We start from the raw sequence: 26,302 nt of genomic DNA, 5'->3' as shown, positions 1-26,302 counted from the left end.
GTGAGTTTGTGTTTTACCGGAATCTAAGGGATTTTCGCAGATACTTATTAAGCACCACTCACCCTCTACAATGACACCCATGGATGCACAGGAGCGGCAGGACTTGGAACGCTACGGCTCATGGGAGCGGATGACCGGTGGGGAGTGGTTCTTGCCGAGCATGCCGGAGGCGAAGGAAGAGCACCAGCGCACTTTCCGCTTGCTTAAGCAGCTCAACGAACTACAGAATACGGACCAAGAGCGTGCCAAAGGCATCCTGCGCGAGATACTGCCGGAAGAATCAGCGGTGCCGGGCCTGCACGTGCCGTTCAACTTGGAGTACGGCTGCAACCTAGTATGCGGCGAGCGCGTCTTCATTAACTTCGGCGCTACGATCTTGGCTCAGGCCCAGGTAACGCTCGGCAATGGTGTCATGGTGGGTCCCAATTGCTCCCTGATTACGGTGGGGCATCCGGTAAACGATCATGAGATGCGCGCCGGCGGCTGGGAGATAGCCAAGCCCATCACCATTGGTGATAATACGTGGCTCGGTGCTCATGTCACCGTGCTGCCGGGCATCACGATTGGAAAGAACTGCGTCTTAGGCGCGGGCACGCTTATTACCACCGATATCCCGGATAATTCGCTGGTCCTGGGATCACCCGGCCGCGTGGTGCGCAAACTGGAAGACAATGAGGAAGCCTGGGAGCGCCAGGATCTCAAAGGCCCTGTCGAGGGTTTTGGAGCCGCCAACTAAATGTTTGATCTCGCTCGCATCGGCGCGGGACTTCCCGTAGCCGAGACCATCGATTCGCTACCTAGCACCGGAAACGTCGTCATCCAGGCCCCGCCCGGCACAGGTAAAACCACACTTGTGCCACCGGCGTTAGCCAATCATGCGGCAGGGCGGGGCAAAGTCATCGTCACCGCCCCACGCCGTGTGGCCGTGCGCGCGGCCGCGCAGCGATTAAGCACGCTTAGCGGCACCCCGGACAAGGTCGGCTTCGCCATCCGGGGCGAGTCCCGCAAGGGCAGCGAAGTCGAGTTCGTCACGCCGGGCGTGCTGCTGCGTCGTCTGTTGAAGGATCCGGAGCTCGAGGGCGTGTCCGCCGTTGCCATTGATGAGGTCCACGAGCGCCAGCTCGATACGGATTTGGTGCTGGGCATGTGCCTGGAGCTGGCCGAATTGCGTGAGGACTTTCGCGTCATCGCCATGTCCGCCACCGTGGATGCGCAGCGCTTTTCCCAGCTTATGGACGCGCCCGTGCACGTGACCGAGGCGGTGACCCATCCGCTCGATATCCATTACGCGCCCATGCCCGGCAGGGCGGCGGGAACGAGGGAGTTTTATGGGGACGTCGCCAAGCAGGCAGCCCGCCAGCAGGAATCAACGCTGGTCTTTGTGCCCGGCGTGCGCGAAGTAAACCTCGTCTGTGAAGCGCTGCAGGGCCATAATGTGTTCCCGCTGCACGGCAAGCAGACCACCGCGGAGCAAGACGCCGCGCTATATACCGATGAACAGCGCATCGTCGTGGCTACCTCTATCGCGGAGTCCTCGCTTACCGTGCCGGGCGTGCGCGTGGTGGTAGATGCCGGGCTTTCCCGCGTTCCCCGGCGCGACACCCAACGCGGCATGTCCGGGCTAGTGACGGTGTCTACCTCAAAGTCGAGTGCCGACCAGCGTGCTGGTCGTGCCGGCCGTGAGGCACCGGGCACCGTTATTCGCTGCTATTCGCAGGACGATTACCAGCACTTTTCCCCGCACACTACTCCGGAGATCCTCTCCGCGGACCTAACCCAGGCCGCACTGTTTTTGGACTGCTGGGGCGCGGGCCCCGATTTCCCGCTGCTCGATCCGCCGCCGGCCCAGGCCCTCGCATCCGCGCAGGCAACGCTCAAGCGCATTGGTGCCACGCAGGAGCTCGCCCTCCTGCCCACCGATCCGCGCCTCGGCGCCTCCTTGCTCCGCCACGGCAGCCAGGCCGCGCCCATTATCGCCTCGCTTGCCGACGCCCCCTTAACCCCCGATCTCACCCGTCACCGCCCACCTCAAAATGAGGTCAAGCGGCTTGCACGTCTCGTAGACGATCTCGGCCCCGCCGATCCCGGAGAGGTTGTTGCCACCGCCTTTCCCGAGCAGGTGGCCAAGCGCATGGGCGAGGACTACCTGCTGGCTAGCGGCACCCGCGCGCGCCTGCTCGATAACTCGGGCCTCGCCGGTTCCCCGTGGCTCGCCATCGCAGAGGTGTCCTTGTCTAATGCGGGCAATGCCATCATCCGCTCGGCCGCCCGCATCGAGGAAACCGCAGCGCTAGACACCATCGGCGTCACCGAGGAGACCCGCGCCTTCCTGCGCGATGGCCGCGTGCGCGGCGTCAAGGTCAAGGCCGCGGGCGCCATCACGTTGTCCGAGACCCCAGTCAAAGTCACCGGCCCCGCAGCCGAGGAGGCGCTTGCCGCCGGCATCCGTGAAGAAGGCCTAGGTCTCTTTTCCTTTAGCGAGAAGGCCCAAAGATTAAAGGACCGCCTGCGCCACCTGCACTCCCACTTTGGCGAGCCGTGGCCCGATGTCGATTCCGCGGATCCCGCCGAGTGGCTCGGGCCCGAATTACACCGCATCGCCGAGGGCACTCCCGCTGCCAAGCTTGACATGTACCCCGCGCTGCAACGCCTACTTCCCTGGCCGGAAGCCACCCACCTCGACGAGCTCGCCCCCGAACGCCTCCCCGTCCCCTCTGGCCGCGATGCCGCAATCGACTGGTCCGGCGATCGCCCCGTGGTTCATATCAAGCTGCAAGAATGCTTTGGACTAGCCGAATCCCCCGAATACTGCGGCCACCGCGTGCAATTCCACCTGCTCTCCCCCGCCGGCCGTCCGCTTGCGGTGACCGATGATCTCGCCAGCTTCTGGTCGGGACCCTATGCTGGCGTGCGCGCCGATATGCGCGGCCGTTACCCCAAGCACCCCTGGCCGGAGGACCCGTGGAACGCGGTTGCTACCGCGCGCACCAAGAATCGGATGTAATTAGCCCCATTGCTGCCAGCCCAGGTAGCAGCTCATGACCACCACGAGGGTAAGCAACGCGTAGCGGATGAATTTGGCACCGCCGCCGAGTACGGTACGAGCACCGAGAAGTGCGCCGGCGATATTGGCTACGCCAAGCACGATGCCGAGCGTCCACCACACGTGCCCGCCAATAATGAACACGATGAGCGCGCCGAAGTTGGTAGCGGTATTGACTACCTTGGCCATGGCCGCAGAGGTCAAGAAGTTCTGCGCAAAAATAGAAGTAAAGGCCATGATCAAAAACATGCCGGTACCAGGGCCAAAGATGCCATCATAGAAGGAAATGATGCCGGAGAGCACCAGCACTACGACGGTCCGCCAACCACCACGGGTTCCGGCCGAATCGCTGCTGCCAAAGTCTGGCTTGAAGGCCACGAAGATGCCCACGGCCACCATGAGCACGATGATGATGGGGCGCATGACGTCCTTATCGAGGCTCGAGGCCACGCTCGCGCCCAACCCGGAACAGACCAGCGCGATGAGGAGGAACCGCGCCATCTCCGCCTTGTCCAAATCGACCTTTCGCGCGAGGGTCACGGCCGCAGAACCAGTGCCGGTCACCGCGGCGAGCTTGCTAGTGCCCAAGGCCGCCGCGGGCGCGAGGCCCGGCAGGACCGCGAGCAGCATCGGAATCAGGATCAATCCGCCACCGCCAATGACCGCATCAACCCACCCCGCGGCCGCGGTACCAAAGAAGAGAATTATCCACTGCACCACATCGATTTCCATGCCCCCGATCATAAATCTTGAATGATGTAAGGTGATAACCCGCCTACCGGCCTCCCCATAGTGGAGTAAAAGAAGGCATTATACTTTTGTCGCAGCAGAACGAGGAGGCTCGCATGGCCGCACAGCAGGAAGGCGCCGGGCTCAGTGCCCATACCGTGGCGCGGTGGGCCATTGTCGTTCCGGCATCGGTCGTATTGGGCTGGCTGTTTAGCATGTGGCACGTACCTGCGGCCTGGATCTTGGCAGCGATCCTCTCCTCCGGCGCCATGGCGCTTTGTACTGGGGAAGATCTGCGCGTGAACCGGAGTTTTTATAGCATGTCGCGTGGTTTTATCGGCATGATGGCTGCCATTCCGCTGACCGTGGTGCCGGTGGGCCAATTGCTTGGCTTCCTGCCTGCCGCCCTGACGATCTCCTTTGTCACACTGATGGTAGGCGTTATCGGTGGCCACCTCTTACACCGCGCACAGCCGCACGATGTCTCCTCCGAAACCGGCATTTTATCCATGCTGCCGGGCGGTGCGTCCCTCATGCCCGCGCTTGCCGACGAACTCGGTGCCGACTTCCGCTACGTCGCCCTCACCCAATACCTGCGCCTGTTAGTAGTCTCGGTATCGCTACCGGCCGTGGTCGCCTTATTGGACACGCCTGCCGGCGAAGGAGCGGATCTTTCGGTCGACGGCGAAACTACCTGGTGGATAGTTGCCCTAGTGATTGCCATTGCCTGCATAGGAGAAAAGGTAGGCAAGTTCCTCCATCTCCCCGCCGCCGCGGTGCTCGGCCCATTGCTGCTGACGGTTCTAGCCTCTTTCGTGTTGCCGGAGGGCCACACGCTCGAACCGCTCTATGCCTTTAAGGTGATGGCCTTTTTGTCCATTGGTTGGGTCTGCGGCGGTGGGCTTTCGCTGCCGGCGCTCAAGGCCTTTGCCAAGCAATTGCCCGCCACGGTTCTTTTCATCGTGGTCATCATCGGTATCTGCGCGGCCACCGCCTGGCCGCTAACCAAGTGGCTGCACATCACTTACTTCGAGGCCTACCTGGCTACCAGCCCCGGCGCGCTAGAGACGGTGCTCGCACTCTCGGCGGAGGGCGGGGCCGGCCCAGCGGTCATCGCAGTCCAGCTCACCCGCCTCATCGCGGTACTGGTCGTAGCGGGCTACTTGCCACAGCTGCTACGCCTGGCCCAGCGACTGCTGCGCCGCTAGTTATCCAGAACGGCCTCGCGCAGCACGGACATCGGCACGGAACCAAGGGCGAGGGCCTCGGAGTGGAACTCGCGCGCACTCATCCCCTGCTTCTCGGCCGCGGCGCGGGTCTCCTGCCACAAGCGCTGGCCCAAAGCATAGGACGGCGCCTGGCCCGGCCAGCCGAGGTAGCGATTGACCTCAAAATTGAGGTTCGCATCATCCATGGCGGTGTTTTCACGCATGAAGGTCTTCACGTGCGCCTTGTCCCACACGCCGGACGTCGAGCAATCCGGCAACTGCTTGCCCAAGTGCAATCCGATGTCCACGACCACGCGGGCAGCGCGCAGGCGCTGCGCATCCAACATGCCCATGCGGAAGCCCGGATCGTCCATGTAACCCAGCTCGGCCATGAGTTGTTCGGCGTAGAGAGCCCAGCCCTCGCCATGACCAGAGTTCCACGTCACCGCACGGCGCCACAGGTTGAGATCCTCCTGCACCAGTGCGGAGCCTAGCTGCAGGTGGTGGCCCGGCACGCCCTCGTGGTGAACGGTGGTCAGCTCTTGCCAGGTGTGGAAGGTGTCTTGGCCTTCTGGCACGGACCACCACATGCGGCCCGGGCGGGAGAAGTCGTCGCTCGGCGGGGTATAGAAGATGCCGCCGGTACCGGCCGGATCGATGCAGCACTCGATCTCTTCTACTTCTTCCGGAATATCAAATTCTTTGCCGTTGAGCTCTGTAATGACGCCATCGGCGGTAGATTGCATCCACTCCACCAAGGCATCGGTGCCGCGCAGGGTATAGCGCTCCTCGTGGTTGAGCTTGCGCATCGCCGCGCGTACCGAGCAATCGGAACCATAGAGCTCGTGGGCGATCTTTTCCTGCTCCGCTCGCAGGGTGCGCACCTGATCAAGGCCCCATTCATAGGCCTCATCGAGGTTGACGGCATCGCCTACAAAGAGCTTGGAAAAGCGTTCGTAGCGCTCGCGGCCCACGGCATCCTTCGCGGGCGCTTGAGGCTGCAGGTCATTGGACAGCCAATCGGAGAACTCGCCAAAGGCTTCCTTGGCCTGCTCCACCTCAGCGGAGTCGGCGTCGAGGCCGAGGGACTCGAGCATCGAGTCGGCGTCGGCAAGCCGCTCGCACTGCACAATGACCTCGGAGATCTGGCGGTGCGGTGCCACCATGCCGTGGGAGGCCGCTTCCTCCAAGGAGCTGCGGTATCCGGCCAAGGAGGTCTTCACCTTGGACAGGCGGGAGCGAATAGCATCGCGGTCCTCGTCCGTATCCTGCGGCATGAGCAGCAGGGTATCGCGGATGGTCTGGACCGGTGAGGCGATATTATTTAGGCAGCGCACATCCTCGCTGTGGTGGTGCAGATCTAGATCGAGGCACAGGCGATCACGCAAAACGGCCGCGGTGACGTAGTCCACCTCATCAAAGTCATCCTCATCATCGGATTCATCGGTGGTGTCATCCAAGGCATCCAAGTCCGCGACCATCTCACGGGTGCGATCCGCGATGGCGGTGAAGTATTCCGGGGAGAAATCCTGCAATTCGCCCTCGAAGCCATCAATTCCCCACGCGGTGGCATCGGTGGGGGAAAGCTCGGCTAGGTCGTGAACGAAGTTATCGCACGAAGCGTCCAGTAGAGAGGGCTGGCGCTTAGCGGTCTGCTCAGAACTCATAACGAGGAAGTCTATCCCTAAGTATCAGCTATAGGCCACCCGGGGAGGATGAAGTTGCGAACTTGTTAACTAATCGTTGTCCCACTTTGTGCCGGGATAGCTCCAGTGGCTGAATTCATCCAGGATGTCCTGCGGTTTCTCTTTCATTACCAGCGCGTCTACAAAGCGCGGCAGGATGAAACCGGATTCGGCCATGGCGGCGTACATGGCGTAGAAGGGGCGCCAAAAGTCCGCGGTATTAACTAGGCCTACTGGGCCGCGGATGTGGCCCAGCTGCTGCAAGGTGAGTACCTCAGTAAGTTCTTCAAGGGTGCCAACGCCGCCGGGGAGGCAAATATAGGCATCGGCAAGCTGCTCCATGCGGGTCTTGCGCTCGGCCATGGAGCCCACGACCTCTAGGGTGGTCAGGCCGGGGTGGGAAATTTCCAGGTCCACCAGTGACTGCGGCATCACACCAGTGACGGTGCCGCCGGCGGCTAAGCAGGCTTGCGCCACCTCGCGCATCAAGCCGATATTGCCGCCGCCATACACCAGGTTCAGGCCGCGTCGGGCCAGTTCGGTGCCCAATTCCTGTGCCGCCTGAGTGTAGGCCGGGGAGTTTCCTGTTGCTGAACCACAATAAACCGCTACTGACTGCATGCTCTCCAGCATAGATATCTGCGCCCCCACCACCACCTTTAGACTATTCGGTACATGAACCTTTTATCAGGTTAGACAAAGCAGTCTGGGATGCTTATACTCCTTTTTATGATCAAATCTGGCCCAGTGTTCACGCGGCCCCGCACGCCGGCCGCAAAGTGCCTCCATTTGGTGCGCCTGAACCCGATCATCACCCGGAGCGAGTTGGTGGAAGCCACCGGGCTTTCCCAGCCCACCATCACGCGCGCTACTACTTCCCTACTCAACGCGGGCCTCATCCAGGAACGCACCGACCTCACCCAGTCCCGTGGGCGCGGCCGGCCAACTGTGCCGCTTGAGGCGGCCGATAATGACTGGGCGCTCGGCGGCATCTCCGTGGGCACTAAGCAGACCTACATCGGCCTCTATGACATCAAGGGCCGCACCTTAAGCGAAGAAGAGTTGGCCACGCCGGTAGCAAACCTCAGCGAGGATGACTTCCTCGAGCACATCATGGCCGGCATCAATCGCATGATGACCAACCTGAACCACCGCTTGGTCTCCCTCGGCGTGACCACCTCCGGCACCGTGGATGACAACGGCCTGGTCACCGCGGAAAACCTCAACTGGCACGGCGTGGACATCGCCGAACGCCTGCGCTTCCAGTTCGGCGTACCCGTAGTAGTCTCCTCCGCCATCCCGGCCATCCTCGGCTCCGAAACCCAGGCGGCCGAGATTGGCACCAGCGAGCGAGTTCTGGTGCTCTTCGCGGATGATTCCATCGGCTCGGCGCTCTCCGTCGAGGACGAGGTCAGTCCCATTATTCCCGTACCGCAAACGCACTCTGAGCTCCTTGGCCACGGCGCTTCCGAGCGCCTGCTAGCCACCCGACACATCCTCGAGGCCATTCGGAAGGAAGGAGTGAAGGCTGCCTCGCTTACCGAGGCCGCCCAAATCGCCGAATCCAATCCCACCGTCCGCACCATTCTGGACGAGCGCGCCCGCCAATTGGGCACCATCACCGCGGAACTGGTCAAAGCCCACTCCCCGGCCACCGTGGTCATCGCCGGCGGCGCGTTTACCGACGACCCGAAGGCCCCCAAGCAATTCGCCGCCACCGTCCGCGCCTCCGCAGGCGATGAGTTGCAGCTGCGCATGATCCCCAGCCATAAGGAGATTGTCCGCGCGGTAGCCCGCACCGTGGCCACCGACCAGCTCCTGCGCCAACCGCTGGAGCTAGGCCGCTCACTCCAGTGTGCTTAGCACCTCACGTACCGAGTCGATGCCGCGAAAGAGGTGGGCATTGAGCCCGCAGTAGCTAGCACCCTCCACGTAGTCGATGCGGTCATCAAAAAAATGGGTATCTTTCGGCTGCGCGGACAGCGCATCCACGGCTACGCGATAGGCCTCTGGGTGCGGCTTTGCCAGCCCAATATCGCAGCTGAAGGTCACCGCCGCGCAGTCCTCTAGCCAGGTATGCTTCTCGCGCACCTGCCCAGCCAGCGTGGTGGGAATATTAGACAAGATGCCCACGCTATAGCCTTCTCCGATAAGCCCCTTGACCAAAGCGACCATCTCCTGGTCGGCCTCCAGCAAACCGCGGTTTTCACACGCTACCGCCTCCGCGACGGGTATCTCCCCCAACCCTGCGCGGGCCGCTACCTCATTCCAAAAGTGGCTATCACTAAAGATGCCGGCATCATAGTCCGGGCGATAAAACCCGTAGGCCTCCCACATCGCCTCGGCATCGGATGGCGCGAGGAGGCGCTCCAAGGCTGCATGACTTTCTGGGGTGGCCGGGCGCATGAGCACGCCATACATATCAAAAAGGAGTTTGGGCATAACGAGAGCCAGTTTATGCGCGTTTCGGCGCCTGGGTCAGCACGGCTACGATTCCCACACCGGCACCGGCCACAAAAACGGGCAGCATCGCGGAGACTTGTTCCATAGACAAGGCGAAAATGCCGCCGATCGCACCCATGAGCAGCATGCCACCAAGGCTATACAGCGAGCGAGTAACCAAGCCGCGCTTGCCCGCGGCACCGTACACCAGCAGCGCGAGCCCGGCGAATGGACCGAGCATGAGCGCCGCAGTGGTCAGGAATACCCCCAAGGCCACGTGGGTGGACATAATCGCCGCTCCCACGATGAGAAAAAGCGCCAGGATCAAAAGCGTCATGGCACAGAAAGCCTTGCGTTGTGTTGACATAGAAGCAATCCTCCCACGGCACTGCAGTGCCGTGGGAGGATTGCTCTAAATCTTGATGGGTTTGTTATTCACCCAGGCGCGCTTAGGCAGCGCCACCTTCGGTGCGACCAGCCAAGCGCTCATCGATGCGTAGCAGGCCAGAGCCGTCATTTCCTACCAGCTTGATCTGATCCAGAATCTCAGAAACGGTAGCTTCTTCTTCCACCTGCTCGCTCAGGAACCAGTCAACGAGCTGGCGGGATTCCAGGTCCTGTGCGTCCAGCGCCGCGCGAGCGATGGTGCGGATTTCCTCGGAGACCTTCTGCTCGTGCTCCAGGGAAGCCTGGAAAGCATCCTGCGGGTTAGCGGCCTTCACCGAACCAACCGGAATGTCATTGAGCTCTACGCGATAACCGCGGGAGAGCAAATGGTCCGCAATCTTTTCGGCATGCACGCGCTCTTCAGCGGCCTGGCCCATGAACCAATCGCGCATGCCCGGGAAGGAGAGGTTGTCCATCTCGAAGGCCAACTGGGTATAGACCATGGAAGCGCCGTACTCGCTAATGACCTGGTTGTTCAGGAGGGTTTGCAGTTTCTCGTCCATTGTAAAAACCTTTCTGTGCAGGGAAATCAATAAGTGCTAGACACCACACTACCGAAGATTCCCCTGCGATCCAGCAAGGCCTACTTAAGTAAACTTGCACGTCATTACGCTTTTTTAGATTGGATAACCTAAGTTAGCCAAGACAAAGCTTGCCACCACACGCAGGCAAAGTTCCCCTAAGAACGCGAGGTCATCGCGGATCCTTTGCATTTACACCAACGCGAACTCAAGGTCAGTTCGGCGCCTACTACTTAAGCCCCCGCACCCCAGTCCACAAATGTGATGTTAGTCACCTAGGCGGCCGCTAAGGCGATTAAGGCGCTGCGCACTAGCTCCCTCCAGGCCGCGAAACTCTACCTCGATGCCCCGCTCGGCGTATTTCTTCTGCACCGCATCCAGCGTCGCCACCGTAGAGGCATCCCATACCTCGGCCTCCGTCATATCTACCACCACGCGCTGGGTGTCCAGCGTGTAGTCAAAGGCATAGACCAAGTCATTGGAGGAGGCGAAGAACAGCTGGCCACGCACCGTATACTCGGCATCGCCTACTTGTTTTACCTCCACCAGATGCGCCACGCGGCGAGCAAAGCCAATGGATGCGGTCACCACGCCGAGCACCACACCGACCGCCAAGTTATGCGTAGCCAGCGTGCCTACGACCGTCACCAGCATCACCAGCGTTTCTGATAGCGGCATGAGCTTAAGCGTGCGCGGGTGAACCGAGTGCCAATCCACCGTAGTTGCGGCCACGATGATCATCACCGCCACCAGGGCAGCCATCGGAATGCGGCCGACGGTCTCGCCCAGAAGAAGGCAGAGGATGAGGAGGAAGGCGCCTGCGAGAAACGTCGACAAGCGCGTGCGCGCCTGGGATGCCTTCACGCCGATCATGGTCTGGCCAATCATGGCGCACACGCCCATACCGCCAATGGCCGCGGCGAGGATATTGCCCACGCCCTGGCCAAAGGACTCGCGCGTTTTATCGGAGTGGGTATCCGTAATGTCATCCACCAGCTTGGCCGTTAGCAGCGATTCCATGAGCCCCACCAACGCCATACCGAAGGCATAGGGCGCAATAAGCCGCACGGTATCCAGGTTCCACGGAATCTCCGGCACGAAAAGCCCCGGCAGCGAGGTAGGCAGCTCGCCTTGGTCCGCCACATCGGGGACCTTCCACCCGGCCGCGACCGCAATGATGCTGACCACCACAATGGTAACGAGCGGGGCGGGAATCACCGTGGTCAGCCGTGGTAGCCCCAGCATGATGGCTAGGCCGATGGCCACCAACACATAGACCATCCACGGCACATCACTAAGGTGTGGCAGCTGCGTAGTAAACATCATGATTCCCAGCGCATTCACAAACCCCGTCATCACCGAGCGCGGGATAAAGCGCATGAGCTTGGCGACGCCCACCGCGGCCAGCACCACCTGCATGATTCCCGCCAAGAGCACCGCGGCGACCACGTAGTCATGCCCATGTTCATGCGCGAGCGGAGAGACAACGAGCGCCACCGCGCCGGCCGCTGCGGAAATCATCGCCGGCCGGCCACCGGTAAAGGCAATGGACATTGCCATGACGACGGAAGAAAACAATCCCACCCGCGGGTCCAAGCCCGCAAGGATGGAAAAGCTTAAGACCTCCGGGATCAAAGCAAGCGCCACCGCGAGTCCGCCAAAGACTTCCTTGCGCAGACGAGCGGGCGAGGAAAATGCATAACGGAAACTGGCGATGACGCCGGTTGGGGCAGGCTGTTCTTTAATCACGCCTGCTCATCCTAGTGGACTTTAGGAGCCTTCCTTAAAGGAGCCATCTGCAGTGATAACTGGCAGCACGGACCAGGCGAAGTTGATCCACTGATCGGTCTTCTTCCACGAAAAGTCCGGTTCAAAGATGGTCTTCGGCTTGGTGTAAATGACGGCTGAGCGCACCTCGTCTGCGGTTTCCTTAAGTAGATTAACCACCAGATCCAGGGTCTTGCCGGAGTCCGCGACGTCATCTACGACCAGTACCTTCTTGCCCTTTAGCGAATCCGTGTCCAGCTGCGGGGACAAGATGATCGGCTCTTCCAGGGTCTGGCCGATATCGGTGTAGAACTCCACATTGATAGCGCCCATGGCCTTCACACCGATGGCATAACCGATAGCACCGGCTGGAATGAGGCCGCCGCGGGCGACGCCCACGATGAGGTCAGGGAACCAACCAGATTCCACAATCTGTTCCGACAGGTTACGGCTCGCCTCGCCGAAGACCTCCCAGGTGAGGTTTTCCCGGTCCGGGTGGATCCAATTTTCAGTCACGATTGTGTGGCTCCTTTTGCGTCATGGGATTTCTTTGTAGTTTAACGAGCATTGCCTGCCAAAGAAAAGGCACCTACCGGAATGGAACCTCGCCCAAAGTCCGGCGCAGCTTGCGAGTGCGCAGGCGCTCCGGATTTTCGGCTAGATGCTCCATCGCGCGCACCGCGCACATCACGTGAGCTTCCTTCGAGTTGGAGTAGAAGGCCTGCGCCTGGGCCGGCAGCTTCGGCACCGCATGCAATGGCAGGTCAGAGACCGAAAGGAGTGTGCCGTAGGGAACGCGGTAGCGATAGCCATTGGCCGCGAGCGTGCACGATTCCATATCGACAGCCACCGCGGTGGAGGTACGCAGCCACTCCCACAAATCCCGGTTAGTGCGCCACTCCCAATTGCGATCATCGGTGGAGAGCACCGTACCGGTTCGCATGAGCGAATTATCGTCGCCATATACCGCCTTCACCGCAGACTCAAGCATGCGCTGTACCTCCGGAATCGCCGGGATGGGAGAGGTCGCCGCAACCTTTTGGTCCAAGATGTGGTCATTGCGCTGGTAGGCATTGCCCAAAATCAAATCCCCGATGCGCATGCGCCCATCCATGCCAGCGCAGTGGCCAATCATGATCCAGGCTTCCGGCCGCAGTACCGCCAAGCAATCTGTGATCGTCTTGGCGTTGGAGGGCCCTACACCGATATTGATCATCGTGATGCCATCACCACCGGCAGTGATCAGGTCAAAGCGCGGCATTTGGAAGCGAGACGTCAAGGTCAGACCGTCCACATCGAGGTCCACCGCATCGTTGGGATGAATGGTCTCGCCATTGGGCAGCACCAAGGCGGTATAACGCGAGTCTTCCCTGGTCAACTCGCGCAAACCGAATTTCACAAACTCGGTGGTGTGCATCGCGTAGTTAGTAAACAAAATGTATTTTTGCACCGTATCGACCTCGATGCCGGTGTAATGCTCAATGCGCGCACACGCGATATCAAAGCGCTGGGCACCAAAATGAAAAAGCGGCTTTTCCGCACCGTGGAAGGCATCCCATTCGCCATCAATGATTGCATCATTGACCTCATCCAGCGTCGGACGCGGAATAGGCCCGCGTTCCTGCGGGGCTTTCCTTGTGTCCTTGATGTACTCCGGTGGAATGCGCTGGTCCGATTGACCGACGAAAATATCGCACGGATAGTTACCCGCCAGGCGAGTCAGCTGCTCGTGCAGGTAGTCCCGAATGATGTACGGCTTGGAGATTACCGCCGAGTACTTGCCGGCCTCGTTAACGTAGCCGAAGGGCTCGGAACGATCGATGGGCTGCCATTTGCGGATATCCACCGTGACCTTGGGATAAACCACGTAGCGATAGTCATCAAGGTTTCCTGATTCCAAAGTCTTGCGCGCAAGCTCGCAGGAATTCTCGTAAATCTCGATCAGGCGGTTTACCGCCTCATCAACGGAGTGGACATGCTGCAGATCGGTCATAAGCGCGAGTGTAGCGGGGACTTCGCAGCGCGGCAGCGGTCCGCGCATTTCATTATTCTTTTCCGCGGTAGCTTCAGTGATACCGATACTGACATGATTTACTGCGAGAAAATCAAAGGCCTAGGATCAGTCCTTTTAGCTGCTAAGAGTGTCAAAGCAAAGGTCTCAAAGGGAATGCGACGAAGAGCTCGACTATGTCAATTCGGGCATCGTCCCATCAATCCGAAGTATTCCTAATTCACATTGCCCCCACTATGAGAGCGAGAAGAGGCACTGGCCCCAATACTGCAGACGATTCCTACTAGGACTGCACCTAGTGCTCCTAACAGGATTCCCGTGGAGGAGGGCAACAGTAATCCACCCACTGCGGAGCCGACTGCCGAGCCAAGGTAGTTCGCAGATGCATTAGCAGCAACAGCAGTCGCCCCTTCATTAGGGTTTGCACTGAGCATCGAATGCTGCTGTGGCGCCATTGACGACCACCCCAAAAGCCCCCAAGCAAAAAGACACACCACTGCCACCACGTGGCTCGAAGGGAAGAGCAGCAGTAGAGCGAAATCAGTCACGAGTAATGCAATGATAGTGACCGTTAGTTTGCGTGAACTATTAACCTTGTCAAGCACCCTCCCAATCCCAAAAGCACCCACTGCCCCGCCGATACCCCAGACCCACATGCCAGCAATGGTGTCTACCTGCACACGATCAAGCACTACAGGAATATAGGTGTACAACCCCAGCGAACCCACTCCAACAAAGAAAGTAACTAAGGTCGTCAGGAAGTTATCCACTCGGCCGATGACTCGGAGTCGCTGCCCCAACGAGGAGGAGGGCACAGCTGGTACCACACTCGCTTTGCGCAACGCTAGACCCGCTAACGCCACTATTCCAATGGCCGAGACCAAACCGATGGTAGCCCTCCAGCCTAGCTGTTTAGCTACCCCCAATCCCACCGGTACGCCCACGACAGTTCCCACCGCTAAGCCAGCCAGCACCATTGACAGTGCGCGCCCGCGATACTTTGCTGGGACAGACATCCCCGCTACGGCTGAGGACAGCGGCGAATAAATTCCCGCTGCTGCACCTGCGATTAAGCGCGACACGAGAAAAACGCTCACTGTAGGCGAAACTGCAGTCACGACATTCGCCAAAGAAAACACAGCAACAGCTCCAAGCAGACCACTCCGCGGATCTTTGCCTGCCCTACCCGAGAACAGCGGACCAGATATTGCGTACGCGCCGGTAAAGGCGGTAACGCCCAAGCCGATCACACTGCCACTTGTACCCAAGTCGTTTGCAATCTGTGATAGCAGCCCAGCGATAACATATGCGTCCAATCCGAGCGCTACACTGCCCAAAACTAACGGCCACAGCTGTTTAAGCATTCGAAATCACCATATCGAGCAAACCAGGGAACCGTTCGTCTAGATCGCCTCTGCGCAAAGAGATAACACAAGTTCGTCCCTGGCTTCTTGTCCACGTCACACCGGCTTCACGCAGCTGCCGAGTGTGGTAGGTCAGGGTAGATCGAGGCAGGTCATCAGCGAGCGTCAAACTATCGTGCTCCTGACCGTCTGCCAGGCGCCTAACCATCTCTAACCGGATGGGATCACTTACCGCAGCCAGAACACGGACGAATTCAAGGTCCTCGGTGGCCGGATGCTCATACTTTCGTGGGCTCATCACAACTCCAATCGTGCAAGAATTCCTGAACGATCGACCACAGTAAGCTACCCGAGAGATTCGTGCAAGATTTCTTGCACGAATGCAGGTGCGCAGATAAAGCCCCACCCAGACAGCGATAAATGAACACCGGAGTCTTGAGGAGCTCTATTTTTAGATACCAAGCTTTCAACCCCAGACGTCTCTAATTCATAACCTTCAACGTTGGCACAATAAATCGAGCCAAGTTTATGAAAGTAGAGAGCCCTATTCCTTCTTCTAACGGTGCGTACAACGTAGCTTGATTTAATAGACCCTTCTACCCAAAAATATGCTCGAAGGTTCTTTGGTCAGGAAAGCATGACAGACACCGTCACCCCTTCAGGGAAAAGCAACTAATCTGCAGCACCAGAAATGATTTAGAGAACGAACGATCGCTGGTGACCAGTTGAAATGTTTAGTTCTCACGCGCTTGCAGTTGGTTAAATGCGCAGGGCACACCGAAGCCCTCGACGCATAAGCGTTATGGATACCAACTCGCACCCCTCCACTGCACAGAATTGCCACTGCAAGAGTAGTTCCCTGCAGAAAATGGCGTCAGCTACTCCTAGACTCCTGGGGAGGTAATGAAGCGGTATCCCAACCCGGGTTCAGTAAGCAGATATTGGGGATCAGAGGGATCGGTTTCCAGTTTGCGGCGCAGCTGCGAGGTATAGATGCGCAGGTAGTGGCTTTGCCCTTCGAAACCCGGGCCCCAAATCTCTGCGAGGAGGTCTTCTTTGCGCACCAAACAGCCGTGGGCACGCAACAGCGTCGTAAGCACGCCCCACTCAGTAGGGGTCAGGTGAAGGGGCTTTCCTGCCTTGGTGATGGAGTGTCGAGGGACGTCGATCAGCACATCGCCCGCCCGCACCATCGTGGCTTCCCGCTGAGCAGATGGATGCTGGGGACTGCCATGCCGCAAAGCCACGCGCACGCGGGCCAAGAGCTCTTCCATAGAAAAGGGTTTGGTCACATAATCATCAGCACCGCGATCTAGGGCCGAGGCACTAAATAGGGGATCGGACCGGGCCGTAAGAATCAGAACGGGAATTGCTGACCACCCTCGAATCCCATCGAGGACCTCCCGACCATCCATATCCGGCAGACCCATATCCAAAATCACCACATCGGGCTGATGCTGGGAGACCACCTGCAGACCCTCCGCCCCGGTGCTGGCTGAATACACCTCATACCCACGCGCTTTAAAATTAATGCTCAAGGTGGTGAGCAAACGCGGATCATCATCCACAATGACAATCGTGGCCTTCTTATCAGTCATGGCTTTTCTCCTCCCGCAGCGGGAAACTCAGGATAAAGGTCGCTCCTGGAGTGGCCTCTACGGTGATAGTACCGTCCATGGCCTCCACAAATCCGCGTACAACGGAGAGGCCTAAACCCACCCCGTTGTCATTGCTGGTATCGCCCAAGCGCTGAAAAGCTTGGAAAAGCTCCTGCTGCTTTTCTGGTGAAATTCCCGGCCCTTCATCGCTCACACTCAGCTCCACGCGTTCATCTATAACCTGCGCATCAACGTTGACTGGTCCGCTCGGCGCATAGCGCAAAGCGTTATCGAATAGATTCGCCAGCACGCGTTCCAGCAAAACGCTATCCGCGCAACAGGTGCGGCCACGGAGTCCAGAACCAATATGAATGCGACCAAGTTGGTCCTTGCTATGCCCAAAGGCACAGGAAGCAATAGCCCGATTGGCTACCTCATATAACTCCACAGTATCCCGGCGTGCAGTTACCGCTCCTGCACTCAAGCGCGAGTGATCCAATAGGTTGGTCACGAGCAGCGTGAGTTGATCGATGCTAGCTGCGGTTTCCGCCAGCAGTATTTCTTGATCCTCTGGACTGAATTCGATTTCGGAATTCCGCAAAGAGGACACAGCCAGCTTGGCCGTTGCTAGGGGCGTGCGCAGATCGTGGCTCACGCTCGATAGCAGTGCACGACGCAATTCATCAGCGGCAGCAATGGCATCGGCACGTGCGGCTTCAGCCGAAAGCTTGTCGCGGCGCACGATGCCGGCTAAATAGCCTGCCACAACCGCCACCAAAGCACGGTCGCGGGCGGATAACGCTGGGCCTTCCATCACAATCTGGACCGTAGTGTCCTCGCTGGAAACCAACGTTTCTACCTCACGTTTATGAGTCTTAGCGGGGATATGCAGGTGTTTACTCTGCCGGGGCGAGGCCGCCGAAGCGTGCCAGGTAGAGAGTATGTCCCCGGAGGCGTCAAGAAGCACGGCCTTATGGCAGCCGAAAGTCTCTCCTACCTTGCGAAGCACTGCGTCGATGGGAGATACGTCCGCACGGCGGTTGAGGGCTGCGCGGGAAAAGACCGTCAAGAGCTCAGCATCGCGCGTGGCAATGGCCGCATTATGGTGCTCTATTTTGGTGCGCCGCACTTGTAAACCCACGGCCAGGGCAATGGCTACCATGACCACGAGGATGACAGCGTTAGCTGGCTCAGCAATATCGAACGTGTACAGGGGCTCGGTAAAGAACCAATTGACCGCCAAGCCCGAGGCAAACGCAATAATTACCGCCGGCCACAGGCCAGCGAGCATGCTCACGAGGAGGATCAGCGCAAAGTAAAAAGCAGAACACGTGCCTGTTCCCAATGCCGAGCCGTCGATGCCTTGCAACAGTGCGGTCAAGGCGATGAAAGCGACAGCTGCGCCTACCCAAGACACCGCCCGGCGCGGAAGGGAATGCAATGGTAGCAGCAGTGGTGAAAGAGGCGAGGGTTTATCGGACGGAAGATTAACGATGTGACAATCAATCTTGCCTGAATCCCGCAACACGGCCTCAGCAACGGTGCCGCGCCAGTGCAGGCCTAAGCGACGCCGTGGTGAAACCCCCAGGACCAGCTGGGTGGCGTTGACGCTGCGGGCAAAATTAAGCAGCGCTTCTGGCACCGAGTCACCGGTGACCTGATGCAAACGGGCACCCACGTCCTGAGCCAAGGATTGTAGTTTGGACAGTTGTTGAGCGGAACCTGCAACAGAAGATTCACCGGAAGAAAAGGAATCCCCAAAAATTACGTGGACCACATGTAGCTCGGCTGAGGATTTGGATGCGATGCGGCGCCCGCGGCGAATGAGCAGTTCTGCGTGCGCGACGTTCTGAATGGCCACAACCACCCGTTCCCGCGCTTCCCAGGTATCAGTAATGTCTTGTTCAGAACGGTAGGACGCGAGAGCCTCATCAACCTGGTCCGCCAACCACAACAGGGCAAGCTCCCGCAGTGCAGTCAGATTGCCCACCCGAAAATAATTATTCAACGCTGGGGCAATGCGTGCTTCTTTATAGATTTGGCCATCACTCAAGCGGGTGCGCAAGAGCTGCGGGGATACATCCACCAACTCGATCTCATTCGCCGCACGCACCACCTCGTCTGGCACCGTCTCCTGCGGGGAAATACCGGTGATCTGCTTTATTACGTCATTGAGGCTTTCGAGGTGCTGGATGTTCAGGGTAGAAATCACATCGATTCCTGCGGCTAGGAGTTCCTCTACGTCCTCCCAGCGCTTAGCGTGTTCCTCACCGCGCGGATTGGAATGGGCAAATTCATCGACCAGAACGGTTTCCGGCTGGCGCGAGATGATGGCTGCAGTATCGAGTTCTCCGGTGGATAGCCCGGCAGCGTGGCGCCGCGGGATGGTCTCAAGGCCATCACACAGCGCCCGAGTGAATTCGCGCCCATGATCTTCCACGATGCCAATGACCACATCGCGGCCGGCCAGCACAAGGCCGTGCGCCTCGTTGAGCATTGCACAGGTCTTACCAGACCCAGGCGCCGCGCCGAGGTAGATCTTCAAAGCGCCACGCTTGGTGCGCGCCGGAACTTTCTTGTCGTTCATATGGCACTCATCTTATGAGCAGGACGGGGGATTGGGCAGCGCTCGGTTGAGAGTAGTGACGTTAACTGCGTCTTCGCCCAGGAACCCGAGGCTGGCATGCTCCGTGTTGTCCTCGATGAGGCTTCGCACCTCTTCGGTGTTCATCCCCTGCTCTCGTGCGACACGCGGAGCCTGTAGTTCAGCGTACGCAGGGCTAATGCCAGAGTCGACACCAGAGCCGGAACCGGTTACCGCATCGGTGGGAACATCTTCTGGAGCGGCGCCTTCGCGCTTGGCGATGTCCCCGCGCCGTTGCTGCACGGCTTTTTCTAGCTCGGAGCTACTAGCGCCGTAATTGCTCATGCCTTCGGAACGGGGGAAGAAGTACGGGCCTTCGGTCTGGCCATCTTGGAGCTGGGTCGAGCCAGCTAGGCAATCACCTTGGTAAATGAGGTTGCCCTCGGCGGAGTCCGGCTTGATGCGGGAGATTCCCCACACGGCAGCGGGATAAATCATTCCCAGTGCGATAACGCACAATAGTACGGCTACGAATCCAGCGGCGAGGTTACGAAAATAGACACGCATTTTTGGTCCTTCTTTTTCTACATACCTGGAAGCAGGTTGACTACCTGGTCAATGAGCCAGATGCCTAGGAATGGGGTGATCACGCCGCCCAGTCCCCAAATGCCCAGGTTACGGCGTAGCAGGGACGAGGCGGAGGCCGGCTTATAGGCCACGCCCTTGAGCGCCAATGGGATAAGAGCAACGATGATGAGCGCGTTGAATACGACTGCAGACACAATGGCGGATTGCGGCGAGTGCAGGTGCATCACGTTGAGGCGCTCGAGGTGCGGAAGCTGGGTAGAAAACAGGGCCGGCAAAATGGCGAAGTACTTCGCTAAGTCATTAGCCAAAGAGAAGGTGGTAAGCGCCCCACGGGTGATGAGCAACTGCTTGCCAATGCGCACGACATCGATAAGCTTGGTCGGATCAGAATCCAAGTCCACCATATTGGCGGCTTCCTTCGCTGCAGAGGTACCAGTATTCATGGCCACACCCACGTCCGCCTGCGCCAGCGCCGGCGCATCGTTGGTACCGTCACCGGTCATAGCGACCATGCGGCCGTGCGCCTGTTCCTCGCGGATCCTGGCCAGCTTGTCTTCCGGGGTGGCCTCCGCGATGTAATCATCGACGCCTGCCTCTTTCGCAATGGCCGCTGCCGTCAACGGGTTATCGCCGGTCACCATGATGGTTTTGATGCCCATCTGGCGCAGTTCGGCGAAGCGCTCCGCCATGCCCGGCTTGACGACGTCACTGAGCTGCACCACCGCAATAACCCTGCGGGTGCCGTCGGATTCTTCCACAGCAACGGGCAGCGGGGTTCCACCGCCTTCAGCAATCTGGGTCACGGAGTCTTCAATTTCTTGTGGCCAGTCGCCACCTGCTTCAGTTACCCACCGGCGCACAGCATCACCGGCACCTTTACGCAGCTTTCGGCCTCTGAGGTCAAGCCCAGACATGCGCGTAGAAGCGCTAAATGGAATGACCTCGGCGATCTTTTCTTCCTCTCCTGCTTCGGCAGAAAGGTGGTAGTTTTCGGTCAACCACAACACGATGGAGCGACCCTCCGGGGTCTCATCGGCAACCGAAGCAACGCGGGCTATCTCCGCAGCTTCCTGCTCATCGACGCCGCGCGCAACGATAAGCCCGGTAGCCTGCCGGTTGCCATAGGTGATGGTGCCGGTTTTATCCATGAGTAGGGTCGCTACGTCGCCCGCCGCCTCCACCGCTCGTCCGGACGTAGCCAGAACATTGTGGTGCACGAGGCGGTTCATTCCCGCGATTCCCACCGCGGATAGCAGGGCAGCGATGGTGGTTGGGATGAGGCAGACCAACAGGGCCACCAGCGAGAGCGGGGAGAGCTCCGCGCCGGTAAACAACCCCATTGGGGCCAGTGCGGTAACCGCAATGAGGAAGAGGATAGTCAGGGTAGACAGGAGGATGCTCAGCGCGATCTCATTCGGGGTCTTGCGGCGCTCCGCTCCCTCCACCAAGGCAATCATCGTATCGACGAAGGTCGATCCCGGCTCCGAGGTGATCCGTACCAAGATGGAATCAGACAAGACCACGGTACCGCCGGTTACAGCACAGCGATCGCCGCCGGCCTCGCGAACCACGGGAGCAGACTCGCCGGTAATGGCAGATTCATCGACGGTTGCCGCGCCTTCAATGACGTCGCCGTCGCCCGGGATCGTCTCTCCGGCCTCCACGCGCACGATAGCGCCCTTGGTGAGCTCAGAAGCGGCAATGACCTCGATGCCGCCATCGGTGACCAGGTTAGCGGTGGCGTCATCACGCACGGCGCGCAAGCTATCCGCTTGGGCTTTACCGCGGCCTTCGGCATATGCCTCAGCAAATGCGGCAAACGCAATGGTAAACCACAACCATACGGTTACCACCCAGCCATAAACGCTGGGGCTAAAGATGGACCACAGGGTAGTCAGCGCGGCACCTACCCACACCACGAACATGACGGGGTTGCGGGCTTGGGCGAGTGGGGACGTCTTGTGCGGCAACGACTTTAACGCTGCCGCAGCCAACCCACTGTTTGTGGTGGCAGAGCGCTGAGGAGTGCGTCGCTCAGTGGTCATAGTTGGTGTTGTCATGAGAGTGCCTCCGAAATGGGACCCAAGGTAAGAACGGGGAAGAAGGTAAGGGCGGCGACCAACACAATGACGCCGATGGTAAGCAGCGCGAAGGTCACACCGGACGTCGGCAAGCTGCCGGCGGTAGTGGCCTGCCGGCGTTGACCGGCTAAGCTGCCCGCCAAATACAGGGTGAAAACGATGGGGAGGAAGCGGCCCAACAGCATGGCGATTCCGAGCGTGACCTGCCACCAGGGCTCGGTTACCGTCAGGCCGGCGAAGGCCGAGCCGTTATTATTCGAGGCCGAGGTAAAGGCATAGAGCACCTCGGAGAGACCGTGCGCGTTATCCGGGGTTCCAGGCGCGCCGTAGTTGGTCGCCGAAAGCTCCACCAGCTTGCGCTGAGCCACCGATGCGCCCACGCCTACCAGGACGAGGACCGGCATGGTGAGGATGTACAGGCTCACCGCGGAGATTTCCTTGCGGCCGACCTTATTGCCCATGAACTCCGGTGTGCGCCCAACGAGCAGGCCGCCGATAAATACGGCGAGGATTGCTACCATCAGCAGACCGTAGAGACCCGTGCCCACGCCGCCTGGTGCAATTTCGCCCAGGAGCATATTGAGGATCAACAAGCCGCCACCCAATGGTGAATAGCTATCGTGCATCGAATCGACCGCACCGGTAGAAGTGCCCGTGGTAGACACCGCAAAGAGTGCGGAAGCGTCAATACCTAGGCGCTGTTCGATGCCCTCCAAGTTGCCGCCCGCAGCCTGAGCTGCCGCACCGGTGGTAGTGTGCTGTGCCCATACCACCAAGGCAACCATAACGGTCCAAATGCCGCCGATGACGCCAAGCAGGGTCCAGGCATGTTTTTGCGATTTCAGCATTACCCCATAGGCACGGATAAAGCAGAAAGAGATAACCAGCAAAGAAAAGATTTCCACGAGGTTGGTAAAACCAGTGGGGTTCTCAAAAGGGTGCGCCGAGTTGGCGCCGAAGATGCCACCACCATTGGTTCCCAGCAATTTAATTGCCTCCTGGCTAGCTACCGGAGCGCGCGGAATATCCACGCCCGCGGAGCTCACCAGGTTGGACCCGAAGGTTTGCATGGTTCCGCCCAAGATGAGGACGAAGGAAATCAATAGAGAAAGCGGCAAAAGAATGCGCACCAAACCGCGGGTGAGGTCAACCCAGAAATTTCCGATGAGGTGCTGTCCGCTCTCAGAGCCCAGCTTGTCACGACCATATCCCAAGTGACCGATACCGCGAATGAGCGCAACCGCCACACACATGCCGACAGCCGCGGAGGCAAAGTTCTGGACGGTCAGGCCAAGCATCTGCGCACCATTGCTCAGGGTTTCTTCGCCCGAATAGGACTGCCAGTTGGTATTGGACACGAATGACGCCGCCGTATTGAACGCCATCCACGGTTCCACCGCTGCGGAGCGGGAATTGCCAAAGCTAGGCAAAACGGTTTGTAGGCGCTGCACCGCGTAAAGAACGAGTACGGATGCCAAGCTGAAACCAAGCAATGCACGGCTGTAATTCTTGCTGTTATGCCCGCGGTTTGGGTCAACGCGCAGGACCTTATACACCGCACGCTCTATCGCCCAGTCCTTGTCAGAGGTGTAGCTGCGTGCGATCCAGTTGCCCAAAGGAACATATGCCGCCGCGAGCAAGACGACGAGGGCGAGGAACTGCGGTAACACCGCCCCAATGCCGGCGATCATGCGAAACGCTCCGGATCAACTAAGGAAATGATGAGGTAGGTCACCAAGGCCACAACAATGACGAGGCCAATGACCGCTGTAATGGTGTTCATGGTTATGCATCACCGTCCAGAAGCTCGTTGAGGACGGAGGGACAGCCAACCGTCAGGATGGCTATCAGGATTGCCACGATGTCTAACATGTGGGAAACCCCCTTGTGCGAGTGAAACTTTCCTGTGCCTGACAGATATGCCTGCCAGGTGCCGGTACCAAGGCAGCACCTGCTACGCACAAACGTTAGGACCACACCCCCGCTGCCCTAGGCAATCTTTGCGCTATCTTTACGCCTCTCGCTCGCAATTTTTATATTTCCTTTACACCCCTTTTGCGCCACCTTTTCTTCAGGCCGGGAACCGCCCTTTATCCACAACGAAGGCCCGCCGACAGCACATCGGCGGGCCTTCTCCCCATGACTAATCTCTCGGTACCCAAGGAGGGAATGGAGCGCACCCTCCTGCAAGCACCGCCCGTGATTAGGCAAGCCTAAGTTTATAAACCTTTCGTCGGATGGTCAAGGGTTTGCCCATAAATTTCTTCACCCCTGATAAAAACACAGTTAACCTGCAATAACGAGTACAATCCGGAACCATGGCTGAGTTGAAATCCACCATTTCCGAGCAACTCCGCAAATTCTGGCGTGCCAATGAGAAGGAAGTGACCGATTCCCCGCGTCGCGGCGTCGCCTCCCCTGCCGAAGCCACGGCACTGCGCGAGGAAGTCGCGGCCGAAATCGCGGACCTCATCAAAGCCCAGAAGATCAAGACCAGCCCCGGCGATACCGCCCTCGACGCCGATGCCGCCGCTACCCTTCCCCTTGGTGCCCGCATTAAGCCGCGCGGCGTCTTTGAAGATGACTGGAGCGCGCGTCCCACCGCACAGCGCCCCTGGCCAGTCATCCTCATCCACGGCACCTGCGATACCAAAGGCGTATGGCAGCTCCTAGGCAATGAACTGCGCCAGGACGGCTGGGCCGTCTTCGCCCCCGATTATGGGCACCGCGCTACCCAGCCCCTCGCGGAATCCGCGAAGGAGCTTGGCGCCTATATTGATGTCGTGCGCGCAGTCACCGGCGCGGACAAGGTCATCCTCATCGGCCACTCGCAGGGCGGGCTGCTTGCCCGCTATTGGATGCGCATGATTGGCGGCGCCGAGCATGTCCTCCATCTGATGTGCATCAGCGCGCCAAACCACGGAACTACTTACGGCGGCATCGTCAGCCGCCTCATTCGCACCCCGCGCCAAGAGGCGGTAATGCGCTCCGTCATCGATGGCTGGTTTGGGCCGGCGGGAATGGACCAAATTGTCGGCAGCGAAGCGCTACGCGAGGCCAATCGCGATGGCGACTTGGAATCTGGCGTGAGCTATACCTGCATTGCCACACGGTCTGATGCCGTCGTGGTCCCACCCGAAACCTGCTTCCTTGATCCCCGCGGCGTCGCAGAGGGCACCGTGCGAAATATTTATGTCCAAGACTTCGACCGCCGAGCAGTGGTCATGCACGAGGATATGCCCATGGATAAGCGCGTCCATGCCATCGTGCGCACCATCTTGGAATTAGTAGAGACTATCCCCCGCTAGTTAGAGCTCCAGCTCATCAAGGACCGCGTCAAAGGCTGGGCCCACCTGCGTGCGCCACAGCGTATCCACCTTCTGATCACCCCGGCCGGGGCCGCCATTGATGACGGCTACGCGCTTGCCCTGCTTCTTTGCCTCCAGCACAAAGCGATACCCACTCATCACCGCAAGAGAGGACCCAGCCACCAGCAGCGAGCGGGCCTGGCCTAACACGGCAAAGGCGGCATCGCGGCGCTCAGCCGGCACGGGCTCGCCAAAGTAGACGACGTCTGGTTTCAATAATTCCGATCCACACCGCTCGCATCCGGCCATGCGAAACGCCGCCACGTCGGATTCATCCAGGGTCACGTCACCATCCGGATTCACTTGGTCTGCCTCCACGACGAGGCGCTCCAAGTACCCCGGATTTGCTGCGGCCAAACGCGCATCGAAATGCGTCCGCGCCTCCCGATATCCGCACATCAGGCACACGACGGTTTCCATATCGCCATGCAGCGTCACCAAGTTCGCGGTCCCGGCCTGTTTATGCAGGCCGTCCACATTCTGGGTAACCACGCCATTAATCAGCCCGGCGCGCTCCAGTTCCACGAGCGCGTAGTGCGTGCGATTCGGCGCCGCGGAATCCATGACTCGCCACCCCACAAAGCTGCGGGCCCAATACCTATGGCTCGCGGCCGGGTCGTGGCGAAATTCCTGATAGGTCATCGGCCGGTGCCTACTCAGCGAGCCGCGCGGCCCTCGATAATCCGGCACGCCCGACTCCGTCGACACCCCAGCCCCCGTCAGCACCATCACTGGGCCCTCACGCAGCTGCTTGACGACGTCCCCCAAAGCCCTCCCCGGCTCCGTATGCGGCGCCGATTCCTCTACCACTCGGGCGATCGAGCGCAGCGCGGACTGATGAGCAAGGGAGACGGCTGGATCCATGC

Annotated in this window: 22 protein-coding genes; 5 read left to right on the top strand and 17 right to left on the bottom strand. The window is 59.4% G+C overall.

The window, feature by feature from the left end:
- The first annotated feature begins 70 nt into the window (after positions 1–70).
- On the top strand, positions 71–736 hold the full coding sequence (locus tag ACP8J1_RS00435; RefSeq protein ID WP_034655648.1) for a sugar O-acetyltransferase: 666 nt from the start codon (positions 71–73) through the stop codon (positions 734–736).
- Positions 737–3,004, top strand: a complete 2,268-nt coding sequence (hrpB, locus tag ACP8J1_RS00430; protein WP_023020298.1) for an ATP-dependent helicase HrpB — start codon at positions 737–739, stop codon at positions 3,002–3,004.
- Here the strand turns inward: hrpB and ACP8J1_RS00425 are convergent, their stop codons facing one another.
- Positions 3,005–3,775, bottom strand: coding sequence for a TSUP family transporter (locus ACP8J1_RS00425; RefSeq protein ID WP_034656140.1), 771 nt, complete (start codon positions 3,773–3,775; stop codon positions 3,005–3,007).
- A gap of 113 nt (positions 3,776–3,888) precedes the next feature.
- Here ACP8J1_RS00425 and ACP8J1_RS00420 point away from each other — a divergent pair, with 113 nt between their 5' ends.
- Positions 3,889–4,980 (top strand): AbrB family transcriptional regulator, encoded by a 1,092-nt coding sequence (locus tag ACP8J1_RS00420; protein WP_023020296.1) that lies wholly within the window; start codon positions 3,889–3,891, stop codon positions 4,978–4,980.
- On the opposite strand, the gene ACP8J1_RS00415 is transcribed toward ACP8J1_RS00420, so the two are convergent.
- Complete coding sequence (locus ACP8J1_RS00415; protein ID WP_023020295.1) at positions 4,977–6,647, bottom strand: DUF885 domain-containing protein; 1,671 nt, start codon at positions 6,645–6,647, stop codon at positions 4,977–4,979. The genes ACP8J1_RS00420 and ACP8J1_RS00415 overlap by 4 nt on opposite strands.
- Positions 6,648–6,716: 69 nt before the next feature.
- Positions 6,717–7,286 carry an LOG family protein gene (locus tag ACP8J1_RS00410; RefSeq protein WP_034656137.1) on the bottom strand — a complete coding sequence of 190 codons (570 nt, stop codon included), beginning with the start codon at positions 7,284–7,286 and terminating at the stop codon, positions 6,717–6,719.
- A gap of 108 nt (positions 7,287–7,394) precedes the next feature.
- Here ACP8J1_RS00410 and ACP8J1_RS00405 point away from each other — a divergent pair, with 108 nt between their 5' ends.
- A complete protein-coding gene (locus tag ACP8J1_RS00405) occupies positions 7,395–8,528 on the top strand; it encodes an ROK family transcriptional regulator (protein ID WP_034656134.1) in 1,134 nt (377 codons plus the stop codon).
- Here ACP8J1_RS00405 and ACP8J1_RS00400 read toward each other — a convergent pair.
- From ACP8J1_RS00400 to kdpF, 13 genes are all read right to left on the bottom strand, one after another.
- Entirely contained in the window at positions 8,511–9,107 is a 597-nt protein-coding gene (locus ACP8J1_RS00400; protein WP_023020292.1) for an HAD-IA family hydrolase, read from the bottom strand. The genes ACP8J1_RS00405 and ACP8J1_RS00400 overlap by 18 nt on opposite strands.
- A gap of 13 nt (positions 9,108–9,120) precedes the next feature.
- Positions 9,121–9,474 carry a hypothetical protein gene (locus tag ACP8J1_RS00395; protein WP_023020291.1) on the bottom strand — a complete coding sequence of 118 codons (354 nt, stop codon included), beginning with the start codon at positions 9,472–9,474 and terminating at the stop codon, positions 9,121–9,123.
- An 82-nt stretch (positions 9,475–9,556) separates the two neighbouring features.
- Entirely contained in the window at positions 9,557–10,057 is a 501-nt protein-coding gene (locus ACP8J1_RS00390; RefSeq protein ID WP_023020290.1) for a ferritin, read from the bottom strand.
- A 285-nt stretch (positions 10,058–10,342) separates the two neighbouring features.
- Entirely contained in the window at positions 10,343–11,824 is a 1,482-nt protein-coding gene (locus tag ACP8J1_RS00385; RefSeq protein ID WP_023020289.1) for a SulP family inorganic anion transporter, read from the bottom strand.
- A 21-nt stretch (positions 11,825–11,845) separates the two neighbouring features.
- Positions 11,846–12,358, bottom strand: coding sequence for a phosphoribosyltransferase (locus tag ACP8J1_RS00380; protein WP_005326355.1), 513 nt, complete (start codon positions 12,356–12,358; stop codon positions 11,846–11,848).
- Between the two features lie 73 nt (positions 12,359–12,431).
- Entirely contained in the window at positions 12,432–13,835 is a 1,404-nt protein-coding gene (gene amn / locus ACP8J1_RS00375) for an AMP nucleosidase (RefSeq protein ID WP_034656130.1), read from the bottom strand.
- 233 nt (positions 13,836–14,068) lie between these two features.
- Positions 14,069–15,217: an MFS transporter gene (locus ACP8J1_RS00370; protein WP_023020287.1), complete on the bottom strand. Its 1,149-nt coding sequence runs from the start codon at positions 15,215–15,217 to the stop codon at positions 14,069–14,071.
- Positions 15,218–16,101: 884 nt separating this feature from the next.
- Positions 16,102–16,815, bottom strand: a complete 714-nt coding sequence (locus ACP8J1_RS00365; protein ID WP_023020286.1) for a response regulator — start codon at positions 16,813–16,815, stop codon at positions 16,102–16,104.
- Positions 16,808–19,402: an ATP-binding protein gene (locus ACP8J1_RS00360; RefSeq protein WP_023020285.1), complete on the bottom strand. Its 2,595-nt coding sequence runs from the start codon at positions 19,400–19,402 to the stop codon at positions 16,808–16,810. The genes ACP8J1_RS00365 and ACP8J1_RS00360 overlap by 8 nt, the downstream gene beginning before the upstream one ends.
- A gap of 12 nt (positions 19,403–19,414) precedes the next feature.
- Positions 19,415–19,966 carry a potassium-transporting ATPase subunit C gene (locus ACP8J1_RS00355; RefSeq protein ID WP_023020284.1) on the bottom strand — a complete coding sequence of 184 codons (552 nt, stop codon included), beginning with the start codon at positions 19,964–19,966 and terminating at the stop codon, positions 19,415–19,417.
- A 17-nt stretch (positions 19,967–19,983) separates the two neighbouring features.
- Entirely contained in the window at positions 19,984–22,047 is a 2,064-nt protein-coding gene (gene kdpB, locus ACP8J1_RS00350; protein WP_023020283.1) for a potassium-transporting ATPase subunit KdpB, read from the bottom strand.
- A complete protein-coding gene (gene kdpA / locus ACP8J1_RS00345) occupies positions 22,044–23,759 on the bottom strand; it encodes a potassium-transporting ATPase subunit KdpA (protein WP_023020282.1) in 1,716 nt (571 codons plus the stop codon). Before kdpA ends, kdpB begins: the two co-directional genes overlap by 4 nt.
- The gene (kdpF, locus tag ACP8J1_RS00340) at positions 23,756–23,851 is read right to left on the bottom strand and encodes a K(+)-transporting ATPase subunit F (protein WP_005328272.1); all 96 of its coding nucleotides are present in this window, start codon (positions 23,849–23,851) and stop codon (positions 23,756–23,758) included. The genes kdpA and kdpF overlap by 4 nt, the downstream gene beginning before the upstream one ends.
- 535 nt (positions 23,852–24,386) lie before the next feature.
- Between kdpF and ACP8J1_RS00335 the strand changes: the two genes are divergently transcribed.
- A complete protein-coding gene (locus ACP8J1_RS00335) occupies positions 24,387–25,376 on the top strand; it encodes a lipase family alpha/beta hydrolase (RefSeq protein WP_023020280.1) in 990 nt (329 codons plus the stop codon).
- On the opposite strand, the gene ACP8J1_RS00330 is transcribed toward ACP8J1_RS00335, so the two are convergent.
- Positions 25,377–26,300, bottom strand: a complete 924-nt coding sequence (locus ACP8J1_RS00330) for a Sir2 family NAD-dependent protein deacetylase (protein WP_023020279.1) — start codon at positions 26,298–26,300, stop codon at positions 25,377–25,379.
- Positions 26,301–26,302 lie beyond the last annotated feature (2 nt).

The organism is Corynebacterium sp. LaCa_205 (genome assembly GCF_057458085.1).
This window is presented reverse-complemented; position numbering and strand designations above follow the sequence as displayed.